This is a genomic window from Salipiger mangrovisoli (assembly GCF_015223355.1).
In the GTDB taxonomy this organism is placed as follows: Bacteria; Pseudomonadota; Alphaproteobacteria; order Rhodobacterales; family Rhodobacteraceae; genus Salipiger; species Salipiger mangrovisoli.
This window is the reverse complement of the sequence record NZ_JADFFK010000017.1, coordinates 94,535-109,899: the sequence shown is the minus strand read 5'-3', so window position 1 is coordinate 109,899 and position 15,365 is coordinate 94,535. Positions and strand designations below refer to the sequence as shown.

Genomic DNA, 15,365 nt, shown 5'->3' with positions numbered 1-15,365 from the left:
CGCCCGGTCACCCTCATGCCTCCCGGTGTGGACTGTCGTCCCCGCTTACATGGTGGAGTATCGCGGCGCGCAGACCAAGGCAAATGGTCCATTTTTCGCTACGCTGGCGGATGCCTGCAGGGTTATCAGCGTCGTAAGATCGCCGATCAGACGCTCTCGACGCTCAAGACTGAATTCGCGCCAGGGATCGAAAAGCTGCCATCGGCGTTCGCGGTGACCTCTTGACCATTGCCGAGTACATAGCGTTCTTGCCTTCCGGAAGATTGCCGGAAGATCGTAATCGTTGAGCCGTCACCAGCTTCACACTCAATGATTTGAATGTTCTTCCAGTCCTTTGACATCGTTCCCTCCAGATCAACTTAGGGCTCGATCGATCTCTCACCTGTAGGTCTTGCGGCCTCGGTACTGAGCATGGTGGCGAGCAGACACATTTCAACAGTGGAATGAAATACACAGTACCATTGGCCAGATCTTGCCACCGAGCTCTCGTTGCTGGCAGCCTGACGCATTTGCCCACCTCTACCTCGGTAATCGCTTGGGGCGACGTATTTTTTCTGGCCATTGGAAAGCCGAAAAGACCGCGACGTTGGTGTATCGCTCACGTCAAGCAGCGCAGGTCCAAAACCCGCGATAGATCGCTTCGGGGCCAGGGTCGAGCCGGAAGGTGAGTTCGCTGTCGGAGCGTAGTGCGTCCACCGGCTCGACCGTCATCTCCAAACCGTCTGTCCCGTAGTGCCCCTCCCCGAGACCCTCGAGTTGCAGGATGATGCCGTTGAGGCGGGTTACTGCCGTGCTGCCATTGGCGGCAGCGATCAGCACCGGCTCCTCGGTGCGGGTGCGGCGGAAGGCGCAGGTCTCGCCCTCGGGCAACGCATCCCCTGCCTCTTCGGGGGTCAGCGGTGCCGGATCGAGCGTCGACAGGAGCGTGTTGCTGAGCGCGTCCTGCAGCGTGCCCTGCCGTACGGGCGGGTCTTCGTAGATCGAGGTCACCATGTTGCCGGCAGCGACATCGGCGATCAGCGCGCGCATCTCGGCGATCTCCTTCTTCTGGGCCGTGGCGATGCCGCCAGCGAGTTTACGCACCCTTGCGTCCTCGATGCCGGCCCGCTCGGAGGTCATGATGGCGATCGAATGGTGGGGGATCATCGCCCGCATGTAGCTTTCATCATCCACGGTCACCTGGCTGCGCACCAGCCAGAGCGCGCCGGCGAAGACGACGATGCTGCCCGCGAAGATGGCGATATTGACTGCCCGACTGGGATACATCGCGGCCATGAAGGCGAGCATCACGAACGCCATGGTCGCGCCCATGACGATCGCCATATAGACGCGGGTCTCGCTGAAGAAGACGTGCTCGAATGCGTAGGTGTTGAGATACATCAGCCCGAACATGATCACCGTTGAGGCGAGGATCATGAGGGCGAAGCGGGAGTAGGTCATCGGAATCTCCTTGTCGCTGAGATGGCTCAAGTTTCCACCGGGTAGCCCTGCGCTTGCCAGGCGCCGAAGCTGCCAGGCACATTGGTGATCTGCGAAAACCCGGCGCGATGCAGCAGGCTCGCGGCGATGCTGGCGCGAAAGCCGCTCTGGCAATAGGTGGCGTAGTCGGCATCCCGATCGAGTTGGTCCAGCTCGCCTTCGAGCGTACCGAGGAAGGCGTGGCGCGCCTTGGGGATGTGGCCGCTCTGCCATTCCTCATTCTTGCGTACGTCGAGCGGAAGGACATCGCTCTTCTGAAGTTCCTGCACCGTCAACTGGTGAATGTGTTCGAGCGGTCGGCCGCCTTCGCGCCACGCACCGATGCCGCCCGCGAGATAACCGGCGAAGCGCGTATATCCGACCCGCCAAAGCAACTGGACCGCCTCGGCCGCCTGTTCGTCGGTCTCGGTGACGAGCGCAATGGGGGCCTCGGGGTCGAGCAGCCAGCCGGCCCAGACCGAAAGCTCGGGCTGAAGGCCGATGTTCAGCGCGCCCTTGATGAAGCCGCCGCCGAAGGCGAGCATGTCGCGCACGTCCAAAAGCTGTACGTCTCCCGCCTCGAGCAGCGCCTCGAAAGCGTCAGGCGTCTTGCCAACGCAGCGAGGCAGCCCGTGCATGATCTCGGGCCCTGCGGCGTTGACCTTTTTCAGACGCGGGTAGTGCGTTGGGACGGGTGGTGCGTCCTGCGTCATCTCCGCCTTGAAGGACTCAAGATCGGTGATCTGCACATACTTGTTGTGCGCCTTCTCGTAGCCCATCGTGGTGGACATGCGGTCGCCGATGTCCGGCCCGCAGGCTGAGCCCGCGCCGTGGCAGGGGTAGACGATGACCCCCTCGGGCAGCGCCATGTAGAATTCCTGCGTGGTGCGGAACAGCGCCTCGGTCAGCTCGTCGGTCTTGTCGTCGCCCAGCAGGTCCGGTCGGCCCACTGAATCCACGAAGAAGGCGTCGCCACTGAGCACACCCCAAGGGTCGTCGTGACCCTCCTCGAACAGGAGAAACGAGACATGCTCGGGCGTGTGGCCGGGCGTGTGGCGAACCTCCAAGCGGAGTTTGCCGAACTCGAAACTGTCGCCATCTCGGATGCCCAAGTGGTCGAAGGCGTATTCGGCGCCGCCCTCGACGCTGACGCAAAGCGCGGGTGCGCCGTCAAGCCGGGCCACCAGCTCGCGGGCGCCCGAAAGGAAGTCGGCGTGGATATGGGTCTCAAACACATGGGTGATCGTCAGGCCGTGCGCCTTGGCGCGTTCGATGTAGATCTCGCAATCTGGTCTGGGGTCAACGATGGCTGCCGTCCCGCTGCCGGTATCACCCAAGAGGTAGGAGCATTGGGCGACCCCTTCGGCGAGGATCTGTTCGAAACGCATGGTCATGGCATCTTCCTCCGGTGGTTGAGCGGGCGCCGCGTTTCTGCAGCGCCTCATTGTGGAGTGAATGCACTCCGATGCTTTTGCGTTCCGAATTTTGAATATGATTTCTGCCCCTCGGGTGAAATCTTCAGGTCTTTACCCGCAGGCGATCGCTGGGAAGAGGGACGGTCGCGACCGCAGCGTTTCCCGTGCCAGAGGCGACCGACGCACCGTGCGCCAAATCTTGTCTCGTCCGTGGACCTTATGAAAACTTTAAGAATTTTCTAAGCGGGTCTTAAGAATCACCATTCAGACCGCTCGGCATGGGACGATCTCCGCTCTTCAGGCTTACTGCCTTTCTATGTCTGCTCGGCGCGATTGTGCCGGGTGTTTCGTTCGCGTCTGCGCCCGGCGCTCTGGAGCCAAGCGCAGCCTTTGACCTTTCGATCTCGCAGGGTGCCGAGGACACCTTGGTTCTGAATTGGAAGGTGGCCGAGGGGTACTATCTGTATCGCAGCCGCTTCGCTGCCAAGACCCAAGTCGGTCGATCACTTCCGCTGAATCTGCCGGACGGCGAGCCCTATGACGATCCAAATTTCGGTGATGAGCAAATATTCCGTGAAGACGTGTCCATCGCCATTGCGCCCGTGGTGCAGCCTTTGACCCTGACCTGGCAGGGATGCCAGCAGGATGGCATCTGCTATGCGCCGCAGACTGCCACACTCACGGCCCAAGGGACGCTGGAATGGCCGCAGCCCCCAATTGCGAAAGATCGCCTTGGATTTCTCCAAGCCCAAGCAACGCCTGAAACGGTCGCACGATCGGCTCCGGTGTCCACCGGGATTACAGTGAGCGAAGAGACCGGACTCATCGAGAGTCTTGCCAGCCGAGGTGGTTCAGCGTTCGCTATCCTTGCTTTCTTTGGATTCGGCCTGCTTCTGGCCTTCACACCTTGCGTCTTGCCGATGTTGCCGATCCTCACAGGGATGTTGGCCGGGCAGGGTGCCCCAATTAGAGCGCGCCGTGGCTTGGTGCTCACCGGCACCTACGTGTTGGCGATGGCGTCGGCTTTTGGGCTGCTCGGAGTGGTTGCGGCATGGTCCGGAGCGAACCTTCAGGTGGCGCTGCAATCGCCGGCTGCCATTGGTCTAGTATCAGCGCTTTTCTGTCTGCTCGCACTGTCTATGTTCGGAGCATTCGAACTGCAGATGCCTGCAGCGCTCCAGGCAAGACTCGGCCGGGCGCGAAGGCGCGACGGCTCTGTCGGTGCCGCCGCGGTGCTCGGCTTGACGTCGGCCCTTATCATCGGGCCGTGCGTGACCGCGCCACTTGCAGGGGCACTTCTCTACATAGCGCAAACCGGGGATGTCGCCCTTGGCGCGACGGCGCTCTTCGCATTGGGGCTTGGGCAGGGAATGCCGCTGCTTGCCGTTGGCATGTTCGGCCCGCGCATCCTGCCGCGCAGCGGCGCGTGGATGAAAGTGACCAAGCGGGTCTTCGGTGTCGTTTTCCTCGGCTTTGCCATCTGGCTGGCGGGGCGCGTCTTGCCGGGGCAAATAATTTTGACGCTATGGGCAGCGCTCTTAATCGGTACGGGCGTGGCAGTCTGGACAGCGGCTTGCATGCCCGCAATGCTTTACCGAAGTGCCACATTCACGTTGTCGATCCTGTTGGTGGTCACTGGTATACTTGAAGGTGTCGGGGCCGCCCTCGGTGGTAGTGACCCCACTCGCCCACTTGCTCCTTTGCGTGTCGCGGCCGACGTGGTCACGCGATCGTCAGAGGTGAATTTCAGCACGGTGACATCAGCCGCTGAGCTGAAGCGAACGCTTAGCGAAGACGGGAAAAGGCCTGCGCTCGTGTATGTCACGGCGGAATGGTGCGTGACGTGCCGCGTTATCGAGCGCGGGCCGCTTAGCGACCCGGGAGTGATCGCGGAGTTGGTAGAGATGAACTCTGTCAAGTTCGACGTGACCGAAATGACACCGAGCGCACGCGACACCCTGCGAGAGCTCGCGGTCGCCGGGCCGCCGACCATGCTGTTTCTCGATGCCTCCAGGACTGAAGTCGCGAGCAGTCGGCTGGTGGGGGACATCGACAGCGCCGAATTGCTGCGATCTCTCAGGATCGTTGGTCAATGAATGCAATCTCCCTTGGCCCTATTGCGTTCGACGGAGCGCGGTTTGCCGCCGTGTTGGCGATCGGCGTTTTTCTCGCGGCGACGAGGCTGATCGGAAGGAGCGCCTCAAAAAGGAACGAGCGATGGGCGACCTTGGTGGTACTGGCTTGGATTCTCGGTGCGCGAGCCGGCTTTGTTCTCAAGCACTGGGCCGATTATGAAACTGTGCCGCTCGATATATTCCGCGTCTGGCAGGGCGGCTTTCTCGCATCCGCTGGCTGGGGTGCCGCTGCGCTCGTGGTGGCTTCGATCGCGTTGCACATAGGGCTCAAAGCATCGCTACCGCTTTTCACCAGTGCCGCGCTGGCCTCTGCGGCGCAACTTGCGGCTCTCTCCCTTCATTCGGAAGGAGCCCCCGACCTGCCATCCGAATCCTTGCTGGCACTAGATGGCGACGTCCTGGAACTCGTCCCAGGACCGCCGTTGGTACTTAACCTCTGGGCGTCGTGGTGCCCGCCCTGCAGACGCGAGATGCCTATGATGCAGGATCTCGCCGCCACGCAGCCTGGGGTCGATTTCATCTTCGCCAATCAGGGCGAGTCCGCGTCTGAGATCGCCCGCTTCATCAAACGCGCCGGCCTCGACGCGGACGATATTTTTCGCGATCCATCCAGCGCGCTGATGCAGGAACTCAAAGCGGTGGGGCTGCCCAGTACCTTGGTTTTCAACACCCACGGGCAACTCGTCGCTTCACATACCGGAGAAATCTCGCGGGCCGGACTGCGGGGCATGATCCTCAAGGTAAAGAAAGGACTTCCATGATCCTAAATGATTTGAGACTGCCTTCAGCATTGCTGGCTGTGGCGGTCCTCTCGGCCTGTGTAAGGCCGCCTGACACAAATGCGCTGCCGAACCGGTTTGGTGAGGGCGCTGCGGATGTGGAGGCGGTTCCTGCGGCGGTTGAACAGTCTTCCGTCACGGCAGAGCAGCGCGCCATGTACAATGCGGTCGAAGACGATGGGATTCCCATTCCTGCGGTGCCAGCGCGGTTCCTGAACTCAGAGACGGTGCGACAGGAGGTCAACTACTGGAGCAGCGAAGCTCCGGGGACCATTATCGTCGATCCGCACGCCCGCTACCTCTATCAAATCAAACCAGATAATCGTGCGATGCGGTATACGGTAGCCGTCGGTGCGGCGGGCTATGGTTGGACGGGTGAGGCGCATGTGCCTTACAAGCGCGATTGGCCGCACTGGACGCCGACGCAGAATATGATCAAGCGCGAGCCCGATCTCTACGGGCCCATTCGCGACGGTCTGGACGGCGGCATAGAAAACCCGCTCGGCGCGCGCGCGCTCTATCTCCACGACGAAAGTGGCGACACCCTCTATCGCATCCACGGTACGCCGGAGCCTGAGTCCATCGGGCACGGCACGTCGTCGGGCTGCATCCGGCTCTTCAACCAGGACATCATCCACCTCGCGAGCAAGACGGACAGCATGACCAAGGTGATGGTCCTCACCGAGGCCCAGTCGGGTCGGGGCACTGTACCGCCGCTCGCGGAGGCGGCTGATGTGCGAAAACAATCGAAAGGAGAAGCAACATGACCATCACTCGGCGCAATCTTCTCACCGGCGGTGCGGGCGTAGCCCTTATTGCAAGTTCAAACGCGAGCCTGGCGCGGGCACAGGAGATTTCAGTCAACGATGTCCTGAACGATCCGGTCGGACCCGTCGAGGGCAATCCCTCAGGGGACGTGACGATCGTGGAGTATTTTGATTACCAGTGCCCGTTCTGCAAGAAAACGCACCCAACGGTCACGGACATCGTCGCCTCCGACGGCAATCTGCGGCTCGTGATGAAGGACTGGCCAATCTTCGGCGCACCTTCGGTCTATGCCAGTCAGCTTGCACTTGGCGCTGTCGAGCTCGGCCTCCATACAAGGGCGAAGGAGGCATTGATGGCGACCGAGGGGCGCTTTGACCATGCGCAGGTGGACGAGACATTGCGCGCCGCGGCGATCGATGTCGAAGCGGTGCAGAACGCCTATCTGGAAAACCGAGCAAAGTGGGATGGCCTTCTGGACCGCAACTCAATGCAGGCAGCGGCGATGGGCCTGAATGGCACGCCGGTCTTCATCATTGGGAGGACTCTCTATCCAGGCGCGTTGGACCGGGCTGGATTGGAGAAGGCGGTCGAACAGGCACGACAGGAGGGTTAAAAAGAAGGAGTTTCCCTCACGGTGTCGACCACCGTGGAATAGCCTGCCATAGGTGGTTCCCAAGGCAGGCCCTTGGTGCACTGGGAAATGCGCTGGTCAGTCTCAAGACTGATGCGGAATTCGATATCAAATTTGGTTCTGATGCCTTTATATGCATCATATAAGGGGCAGGCCCTCGATCAACTGAGCGGCCACGCCCTGATGATTGCCCTCAAGGCGCTTGGCTTTTCGGGCAGAGCACTTGTCGCTGGATGCGCAAAAGGCATCATGTTCACTTCTGGTTCCGGACCATTCCTGCGACCGAGCCAGCCAGCACTGCAATGCCACCAATGAGCACCGCCGCGATGCCGAGGGGGAAGAGGAGGGTTCTGGAGGAAACGAAGGTTCCGGTGATTTCGGCGCCGAAGGCCAGATGGTCGGTCGCGAGAATCGCGATACCGACGCCTACTAGAACGAACCCACCGAAGAAGACGATTTTCTCCATACCTACACTTCAACTCATGCTTTATTTGACCAAATATTCTTTTCAGCAGATACGAGGTAAAAAATGGCAACCAACAGCATCTGCTAAAGTCCGGTCTAAACCTCACGTCAAGTAGCTCACCATCCGCGCAAATGCTCGTAAAACGTGCAGGTCTGCACAATACTCGCCAATCTACCCGAAGGGGTGGCCGAGCGGTAGTAAATTTCTTCCTTGAACTCCTGCTGTCACGATGCGTGCGCCCCCGGCAGAAAAATCTCCGCAATCCCCCTTTTCCCATCCTCCCTTCCCAGCTGGATCACGACATCGATGCTGTGCGCGCAGTAGCGGCGCACCTCTTCGAAACTCATGTTGAGCCCGGTGCCGAGCACCATCATGGCCAGCCGATCGATGGCCTTGAGCGCGGTGTCCGCGTGGATGGTGGTGAAGGACCCACCATGGCCAGTGTTGATGGCCTCGAGGAAGGTGAGGGCCTCAAAGCCGCGAAGCTCGCCGAGAATGATCCGGTCGGGACGCATCCTCAGGCTGGATTCCAGGAGCTTTGCGGGGGATTTTTCAGACCCCGGCATCCGGTCCGATTTCATGGAGACAGTATTGGCGTGGCTCGGGAAGAGCTCGAAGGCATCCTCGATGGTGACCAGCCGTTCGCGCGTGTCGACCATCTCAAGGAGCGCGCGGGCGAAAGTGGTTTTGCCGGTGGAGGTGCCGCCGGAGATCACCACGTTCAGGCGGTCCTCGATGCAAAGCTGCATGGCCTCGTTGACCTGGCCCGCGCCAGTCAACTCGCGCACCTGCTGTGCCCGATCCCGACGCCGCTTGTCGAGATCGACGAGCTGACCATGCAGAAGCGTCATGTCTCCGATCTCGAGCTTGGACTGCGCATACCGCCGGAAGCAGATCGAGGGCGCGCCTTCGATCACCGGGGCCGCCACGACCTGCGCCCGCAGCGGCGAACCGCCATGTGCGATCTTGCCCGACACGATCGGCTTTTTCGCCGAGAGCGGCACGTCTACCTCAGAAGCGATCGCCTTGGCGAGGTCCGCGGCTTGCGCCGGCGCGACGCTCAGCCCTTCGGCCCGCTGCATGTGACTGTCACCCTGTCGCTCGATCCAGACGCCGCCATCGGGGTTGATCGCCACCTCCACCACGTGTGGATCACCAAGCCAGGGGCTCAGGGGCGCAAGGTAGCTTGCAAGGAAGGACGCGCGCGGCGGTGCTGCGGTCATCAGAAGAATTCCAGATCGCGGTCGACCATGACGGTGATGGCGCTGCCTTGCTCGACTGTGATGATCGGGGGCAGGGTGGCGTAGTCTGCCGCGGCCGATCTGGTGGAATCGCCAAGATCCTCGGTGATATCGCGGGCAATGTCGGAGGTGGTGTCATCGTCGATCTGCGCAGCGGCAATGCTCGGGCCCGCGCCGATGAGCGAGATCAGCGCTGCATTGCCGAAGCGCGTGCCAAAGCGCGTGTCGACCTGTCCGCTGATGCCCGAGCGGCCCATCTGATCCCCGCCAAACGCCGAGAGCTGCACCGATTGACCGTCGGGGGTCACGAGGCGGGTCCAGCCGATGAGGATGCGGCCCTGACCGATGTTGATGTCCGAGCTGTAGGAGCCGAAGAGGCGCGAGCCGGAAGGGATCAGCACCTGGCTCTGATCGAAGGACCAGACCGGGTAGTTGACCACGGCCGAGACGGCGCCGGGCAGGGAGGAGTCGACGGCGTTCTCGAGGCTCGCCTGGATCATCGTACCCTGAAGGACCGTGTAGGAGGGATTGGCAATCTCCGTCGCCTGCTCGGTCGGCGTGGCACCAGTGCTGCCGGTGACAAAGGCGCGCAGCGCGCTGTCGCGCGACTGCCCGCGCGGGCTCAGCTGCCCGGCTGTGTCCCCGGGTCCGCCGCTCGCCGGTTCTGCGCTGCCTGAGCTTGCGCCGCTGTCGTAGACCACTGCCTCGGACTCGACGCGGGCCTGCAGTTCCTCCTGCTGCTGGCGCCGACGTTCGGCCAGCTCGGCCTCGCGCTCAGCTTGACGCCGCCGCTCGGCTTCGGCGTCCTGGGCCTCCTGCGCGGCGTTATTGCTGGCGGTGGTGATTTCGGTCTGCAGCGCCAGGTTTTCGCGGCGCAGCGACTCCAGCGTCTCTTCCTGCTGGGTCATGCGCTCTTCATTGGCCGCCTGCAGCGATTTCAGCTGGTTGGCGAACTCCTCGCGCATCTGCTGCGCGATTTGCGCGTTCTGCTCCTGCGTCTCCTGCAGGGCACGGGAGAGGTCTGCGACGACGGCGCTGTCTTCGCTGCCCGCACGACCGGACAGATCGGCGAGGCTGCTCTGCAGTTGCTGCACCTGTTCCTGCAGGGAGGCATTGCGCGCCTCTAAGGCGCTGCGCTGACTGTCGAGCTGGTCCTGGATGAGACCGAAGTCAAAGCCCTCGTCCTCGGGCTCGGGCGTCGCGGCGGGGGCGATGTTGCCGAAGCCGCTGCCGCTCGCCCCGTCCTGGAACTCGGTGACGTTGGAGGTCTCAATGGGCGCGCTCTCGTCTTCGCCCGCGACCATAGCGTAGGCCAGCACCACGAGCAGGCAGCCCGCGATGAGGCCGGAGGCCAGTTTGCCGGCGAGCGAGTTCAGCCCCAGCGCCGCGCGGCGGGGCTTGCGCTCGACGTGGTAGGCTTTCTCCTGCGCGGTGCCGTCAGCCTCGAAGTCAGTCTCCTCGAAACCCTGATCGTCGGTGCCCTTGTGCTCGGCCATCTCAGAACTCCTTCCCGGCAAGGCTGCGGAGGATGAAGGGATCCACGGTCTTGCCGCCCGCCACGCGGCGAACGCAGATCACCTCGTCGCCGATCCGGATGGTGAAAGCCTCGGCTACGCCGCCGACGCGCACGACCCGGCCGCGGGTCTGCGAATTCACCGTCAGCTCAAAACCCTCGCCATCGACGGCGAAGATCGAGGGGCGGACCCCTTGGCGGAACTCGAAATACGTCGCCTGCCCGTCGTTCCAAACCGCCGTGGGCCGGGCCTGTCCGCCGCCGGCGTATTCATAGCCGGTGTCGCGGGTGCCGATCGCCTTGGGCGTGCTGGATGCCCGGGCCGGCTGGTCTTCAGGGTATTTGACCGCGACGCGGTAGGTCGGGGTCTTGCTGCGGCCTTCGGTCAGGACAAAGGCGATGGCGCGGCGGGAGGTGTAAATGGTCATGTTGCTGTGGGCACTGCCGATGACCGGTTTCACCGAGACCGTGTTGCGGTTCGACAGAACCTCGACATCGAAAGCCTCGGAATCCCCGAGAAGCACCTGCTCGATCCGCTCGCCACGGCCAAGTTCGAGCGCGGTGTTGGTCCGCAGGTTGGTGTCGACGCGGATCACATCCGAAGGGTTGTACCAAACCGAGCGCACGCGGGCGTCCTGACCCATGGTTTGCGGCGCGCGTTCGGCAAGCGCGGGCAGGGGAAGGAGGAGAAGGGCGGAAACCGTGAGAGCTTTGGCGTGTCGCATGATCAGCCTCCCAGCGTCTCGGCCGAGACATTGAAACTGGTCACCGTAAAGCCGAGCGGATTTTCCCAGACCCGCTCGAGGGCGCGTTCCTCGCGCGGCTGGAACTCGAAACCGATGACGGCGACGAAGGGACGGGTGACGCTGTCCTGGCGCGGCGTGCGCAGGGTCTTTTCATAGCGGACCTGGGCAACGGTCGGCTCGAGGAAGGTGATGGTTTTCACCCGCACTGTCACCTCCGCCCCCTGCCCATAGAGGCGGGGCGGGTAGGTCTCATTGTCGCTGTCATTGCTCCAGAGGGAAACCAGCGAGCGCCGGGCGCCGCCGGCCGAGCGGCGCTGCACGCTTTCGAGCCGCTCCTGGATGCCGGCCATGAGGAAGGACTCGCGATCCGAGACGTAGGAGACCAGCAGGCTTTCCTTCACCGCCTGCTCGTCTTCGATGCCGGTGGGCTGCACCTGCATGATGCGCTCGGCTGCGCCGGTGTCGCGATCCACCAACACGGTGAAGACCTCGGTTGTCTTGAGCGGCATCATCGTGGCGATGGAGAGGGCCATGAGGACCGAGACGCCGGTGGCAACGCACGCGACGATCCAGGCGCGCTTTTCGCTGCGGCGCGGGGCCATGATGATGTCGGTATCGAAACTGTGATCTTTCACCAAAATCTCCTTCACGGGCCGATTACTTGCCGCCCTTGGCGACGGATTTCTGCGCCAGGGACACGGCGAGCCGGGCGGCGGCGGCCGCGCTGCCAGGCGCGCCGCCCGCCGCACTTGCGATTGCCGAGCCGACCGCATGGCCCTCCCGGCGGGCGCCGGAGCTGATCCCGTATTTGGGTTCCTTGCGCCCGGTCATGCCCTCGGCCATGCCGCGGGCGCCGGCCACGGCGCCATAGCTATGGGACTTGGCCTGCTGGTAGGTGCCGGAGGCAGCCTGCCCGAGGCCGATGGCTGTCGAGCCGAGGGACTGCGCGATGGTCGGAACCATGAACATGAGCCCGGTGCCGAGCATCATGACCACCACAAAGCCGATGATGTCCCCGATGGTCTCGGCGCTCGCCGGATCGGGCGCGAGCATCTTGCTGGTGGCGATGGTGAAGCCGGCCATCGCGGCGGTCAGCAGGGGCACGAAGGCGAACCCCAGGGCCAGCTTGGTGTAGGTCTCGAAGATCGGCGCGGATTGCTTGAAGAGCGTGCAGGCAATCGCCAGCGGCCCCACCACGATCAGCACCGCGATCATCAGCTTCGCGGCACAAATGACGACGATGGAGATGGTCGCCATCAGGGCTGCGATGAGGAACATGAGCAGGCTGGCGAGAGCGCCGGAGATGTAGGAGCCGTTTTCCGAGACCGCTTGGCCCAGATCAAGCGCATCGCCATAGAGTTCGTCCAGCCCGCGATACAGGTCTGTCACGGTCGACCCTGTCGCTGCCGACAGTACGGTCCCGCCCAACTCGCTCGGGGTTTCTGTCAGAACGCCATAGACCGCGTCGAAGTTGGCGAAGGAGGACAGGAAGATCATGACCAGGGCGATCCGCGTGATGAGGCTGAGCCCATTGCGGACCGTCATCGGTACGGCCTGGATGGCAAGGTTGATCCCCGTCATCGCCACGAGGAGCACCGCGCCGATGCGGAGCACCGGGATGACCGAGCCAGCCACTTCGTTGTAGGCGGCGGCCCCGACAGACGCGGCCGTGGTATCCACCGCCGAGAGGACATCTGCAATGATGGCCATCAGGGCGCGTCCCGGCAGGTCTTATTGCGGAAGGACCGGTAGGCGTCGGACACGTCGTATTCGTTCGCGATGTTGTACTCGCGCAGCTTCTGCATCTCGGTCTCGGTGATGTCCTCGGGCATCACGCCAAGGAATTCGACCGAAAACTCCTCGAAGGACCGCGCCGCTTGCGGGCAGGTGCAGGTCTGCTCCTCGAGGCGTTGCACCTTGTTGAAGGTCTGATAGGCGGTGCGCGCCGTGCTGAAGTTGAACCCGGGCTTGGCGAGCAGGCCGACCTTCGGCGGCTCCCGGCGGCAGAGTGCCTCGTCGCCTTCGAAAAAATACATGCTGCGGCTCTGCATCTCCTGCATGATCGCCAGCAGCCCATCGGCATCTTCGGCGTCCACCGCCGCGATGGCCGCGGCGCTCAGCTCCGGTGCCGAGGCGGCGCTGTAGTCCACGGCCCAGGCGACACCGCCCGCACTGCACAGGACGAGGCTCGCCGTCAGGCCCGTGATCATCTTCGCAAACATGTGGGTCTCCTCTTTCAAATCGCGTGGGGGCGCCGCTCAGTCGGCGGTGCCCGAGTAATCAAAGAAGCTGCGTTCCTTGGCCTGCTCGGCGGCCCAGTTCACGCCGGTCTGGCCCTGAGCGAGGCCGGCAGCGGCGTTGAGCCGCCACATCTGGCCGAGCATGAAGTTGGTCTCGGCCGCCATGCGGGTGTTGAGATCGACGCTCTCCTTGAGCGTCTCCTGGTTGGCGATCTCACCCACCAGCCCGTTGACCCGCTCGAGGCTGGATTCCGCCTCCTCGTAGGACAGCTGCGCCGCGGCAATCGCCGTCGCGCTGGTGCCGGCGGTCTGGGCGATAACCTTGTCTTGGGGGTTCTCCGAGGAGGAGAGCTGCGAGAGCCGATCGGAGGTCAGCCCGGCCGAGGCTAGGGTCTCGCGCATCTGCTCGGCAGCGTGCTTTTCACCCATGGTGACATCGCCATCGAGGAGATTGTCCAGAAGGGCGTCAAAGTCCCCCATGGCCAGGTCATCGGCAAAGCCGCTGAGATCGGTGATCTTGGCGGCGCGGTCCCGCAGGTCTTCGGCGCTGTTGTAGAGCGTGGCGATGTCATTGAAGCCGGTCAGCGAGTCCCCGATGAACTCGAGGCTGGTGATCTGCTCCATCTGCAGCTCGATCTGTTTTTTCAGCTGCTGGATTTGCTCGATCTGGTTCTCGGCATCCTGCAGCGCCTGCTGCAGCTGCTCGACGTTCTTGGCAAGGTTCGACCCGTCGATGACCGGCACGCCCTGTGCGAGGGCGGGCGCAGCCAACGAGATCGCGGCCGCGCTGGCCGTGCCGAGGCGGATGGCAAAGCGGCGCAGGGCTGTCTGAGCGGTCTTTTCACTCATCGCGATACTCCCAGAAATTCGTGGCCTGCAGCCCCTGTGCGGCGTCCGACATGCCGCGGGCGGCTGCAACCTTCACCTGCGCGGCGCGCAGGCGCAGGGTCAGCGCCATGAGCCGGGCCCGCTCGGCCATCATGTAGGTGTTGTGATCGACGGCCTGCTTTTCGGTCTCGGGCCTGGCCTGCTGCAGGAGGCCATAGATGCGCTGCATCGCTTGATCGATCTGGCTGTTCACCTCCCCGGCGTAGCCCACGGAGGCATCCGACCAGTTGCCCCATTGCGCCGAGGCGCCATCGACCCCGGCGAGGGTGCCGGTCTGATCCTTGCCGGTGATGAGCGAGAGGTAGCTCTGGTAGTAGCCGCGGATCCGGCGGACGTAGTTTTGCGTCTCCTCGAAAGGCGGCACCCCGCCGTATTTGTCGACATTACCGGGCCCGGCGTTATAGGCGGCGAGGGCAAAATCGATCCGTCCGTAGGACTTGAGCTGGGCGAGGATGTAGCGCGCGCCGCCGTCGAGGTTCTGCCAGGGATCGCGTGGATCGACGCCAAGATCGGCGGCAGTGCCGGGCATCAGCTGGCAAAAGCCCATGGCGCCCACATGCGAGACCGCGGCGTTGTTGAAGCGGCTCTCCTGCTTGATGAGCGACTGGAAGAGGACGCGCCAGGTCAGCGGGGTCAGGCCCGCCGCGCCGACACCTGCGTGGGTTTCGTATTTCGCCGCCGTCTCGATGATCATCTGCTCGACACTGGCATCCTCGCCAAAGAGCTGCTGCGCATCGGCGCTGTCGTCTTCGGTGACCGGGTAGGTCTCAGCTGCGCTCGGAAAACCGCCCGCGCCGTCTTCGAAGCCGGAGACATCGGTCGCGCCCGTCGTCTGCTCGAGGAAGCGCGCGTAGGCCTCCAGCTGCTCCTGGTGCAGGTCCTGCTGCGCCTCGCGGCGGCCGAGCTTGTCCTGCTGCTTGGCAAAGTCACGCTCGCCTTCGGAGAGCCGAGAGATCGCATTGGCGAGGTTCGAGCCGTCGACGATCGGCACGCCCTGGGCCAGGGCGCAAGGGGCGGAGGCCGCAGCCAGCATCAGCCCGGCCACGCCCAGCCCTGCCGCTCCGGCGAGCGATGTCGTTGTCATC

Annotated in this window: 16 protein-coding genes; 4 read left to right on the top strand and 12 right to left on the bottom strand. The window is 63.2% G+C overall.

The window, feature by feature from the left end; all coding sequences use genetic code 11:
* Positions 1-146 precede the first annotated feature (146 nt).
* The 3 genes from IQ782_RS20520 to IQ782_RS20510 form a co-directional block, all read right to left on the bottom strand.
* Positions 147-341, bottom strand: coding sequence for an MHC class I heavy chain (locus IQ782_RS20520; RefSeq protein WP_194136538.1), 195 nt, complete (start codon positions 339-341; stop codon positions 147-149).
* Positions 342-603: 262 nt separating this feature from the next.
* Positions 604-1,440, bottom strand: a complete 837-nt coding sequence (locus tag IQ782_RS20515; protein WP_194136537.1) for a DUF305 domain-containing protein — start codon at positions 1,438-1,440, stop codon at positions 604-606.
* A gap of 26 nt (positions 1,441-1,466) precedes the next feature.
* On the bottom strand, positions 1,467-2,852 hold the full coding sequence (locus tag IQ782_RS20510) for an MBL fold metallo-hydrolase (RefSeq protein ID WP_194136536.1): 1,386 nt from the start codon (positions 2,850-2,852) through the stop codon (positions 1,467-1,469).
* A gap of 299 nt (positions 2,853-3,151) precedes the next feature.
* Between IQ782_RS20510 and dsbD the strand changes: the two genes are divergently transcribed.
* The 4 genes from dsbD to IQ782_RS20490 are packed head-to-tail and all read left to right on the top strand — an operon-like array spanning position 3,152 to position 7,168.
* Positions 3,152-4,969: a protein-disulfide reductase DsbD gene (gene dsbD / locus IQ782_RS20505; RefSeq protein WP_194136535.1), complete on the top strand. Its 1,818-nt coding sequence runs from the start codon at positions 3,152-3,154 to the stop codon at positions 4,967-4,969.
* Positions 4,966-5,769 carry a TlpA disulfide reductase family protein gene (locus IQ782_RS20500; protein WP_194136534.1) on the top strand — a complete coding sequence of 268 codons (804 nt, stop codon included), beginning with the start codon at positions 4,966-4,968 and terminating at the stop codon, positions 5,767-5,769. The genes dsbD and IQ782_RS20500 overlap by 4 nt, the downstream gene beginning before the upstream one ends.
* Entirely contained in the window at positions 5,766-6,554 is a 789-nt protein-coding gene (locus IQ782_RS20495; RefSeq protein ID WP_194136533.1) for a L,D-transpeptidase, read from the top strand. The genes IQ782_RS20500 and IQ782_RS20495 overlap by 4 nt, the downstream gene beginning before the upstream one ends.
* The gene (locus IQ782_RS20490; RefSeq protein ID WP_194136532.1) at positions 6,551-7,168 is read left to right on the top strand and encodes a DsbA family protein; all 618 of its coding nucleotides are present in this window, start codon (positions 6,551-6,553) and stop codon (positions 7,166-7,168) included. Before IQ782_RS20495 ends, IQ782_RS20490 begins: the two co-directional genes overlap by 4 nt.
* Before the next feature lie 271 nt (positions 7,169-7,439).
* Here IQ782_RS20490 and IQ782_RS20485 read toward each other — a convergent pair whose 3' ends face one another.
* The 9 genes from IQ782_RS20485 to IQ782_RS20445 all read right to left on the bottom strand — a co-directional run bounded on the left by IQ782_RS20485 (position 7,440) and on the right by IQ782_RS20445 (position 15,364).
* Positions 7,440-7,652, bottom strand: coding sequence for a hypothetical protein (locus tag IQ782_RS20485; RefSeq protein WP_194136531.1), 213 nt, complete (start codon positions 7,650-7,652; stop codon positions 7,440-7,442).
* A 224-nt stretch (positions 7,653-7,876) separates the two neighbouring features.
* Complete coding sequence (gene virB11, locus IQ782_RS20480; RefSeq protein ID WP_194136530.1) at positions 7,877-8,875, bottom strand: P-type DNA transfer ATPase VirB11; 999 nt, start codon at positions 8,873-8,875, stop codon at positions 7,877-7,879.
* Entirely contained in the window at positions 8,875-10,389 is a 1,515-nt protein-coding gene (locus tag IQ782_RS20475) for a TraB/TrbI/VirB10 family type IV secretion system protein (protein WP_194136529.1), read from the bottom strand. Before IQ782_RS20475 ends, virB11 begins: the two co-directional genes overlap by 1 nt.
* A gap of 1 nt (position 10,390) precedes the next feature.
* Positions 10,391-11,131 carry a TrbG/VirB9 family P-type conjugative transfer protein gene (locus IQ782_RS20470; RefSeq protein ID WP_194136528.1) on the bottom strand — a complete coding sequence of 247 codons (741 nt, stop codon included), beginning with the start codon at positions 11,129-11,131 and terminating at the stop codon, positions 10,391-10,393.
* Between the two features lie 2 nt (positions 11,132-11,133).
* Entirely contained in the window at positions 11,134-11,787 is a 654-nt protein-coding gene (locus tag IQ782_RS20465; RefSeq protein ID WP_194136527.1) for a VirB8/TrbF family protein, read from the bottom strand.
* Positions 11,788-11,809: 22 nt separating this feature from the next.
* Complete coding sequence (locus IQ782_RS20460) at positions 11,810-12,862, bottom strand: TrbL/VirB6 family protein (RefSeq protein WP_194136526.1); 1,053 nt, start codon at positions 12,860-12,862, stop codon at positions 11,810-11,812.
* Complete coding sequence (locus IQ782_RS20455) at positions 12,862-13,374, bottom strand: hypothetical protein (protein ID WP_194136525.1); 513 nt, start codon at positions 13,372-13,374, stop codon at positions 12,862-12,864. The genes IQ782_RS20460 and IQ782_RS20455 overlap by 1 nt, the downstream gene beginning before the upstream one ends.
* A gap of 36 nt (positions 13,375-13,410) precedes the next feature.
* On the bottom strand, positions 13,411-14,241 hold the full coding sequence (locus tag IQ782_RS20450; protein WP_194136524.1) for a type IV secretion system protein: 831 nt from the start codon (positions 14,239-14,241) through the stop codon (positions 13,411-13,413).
* Positions 14,234-15,364: a lytic transglycosylase domain-containing protein gene (locus IQ782_RS20445; RefSeq protein WP_194136523.1), complete on the bottom strand. Its 1,131-nt coding sequence runs from the start codon at positions 15,362-15,364 to the stop codon at positions 14,234-14,236. Before IQ782_RS20445 ends, IQ782_RS20450 begins: the two co-directional genes overlap by 8 nt.
* Between the last annotated feature and the right edge of the window lies 1 nt (position 15,365).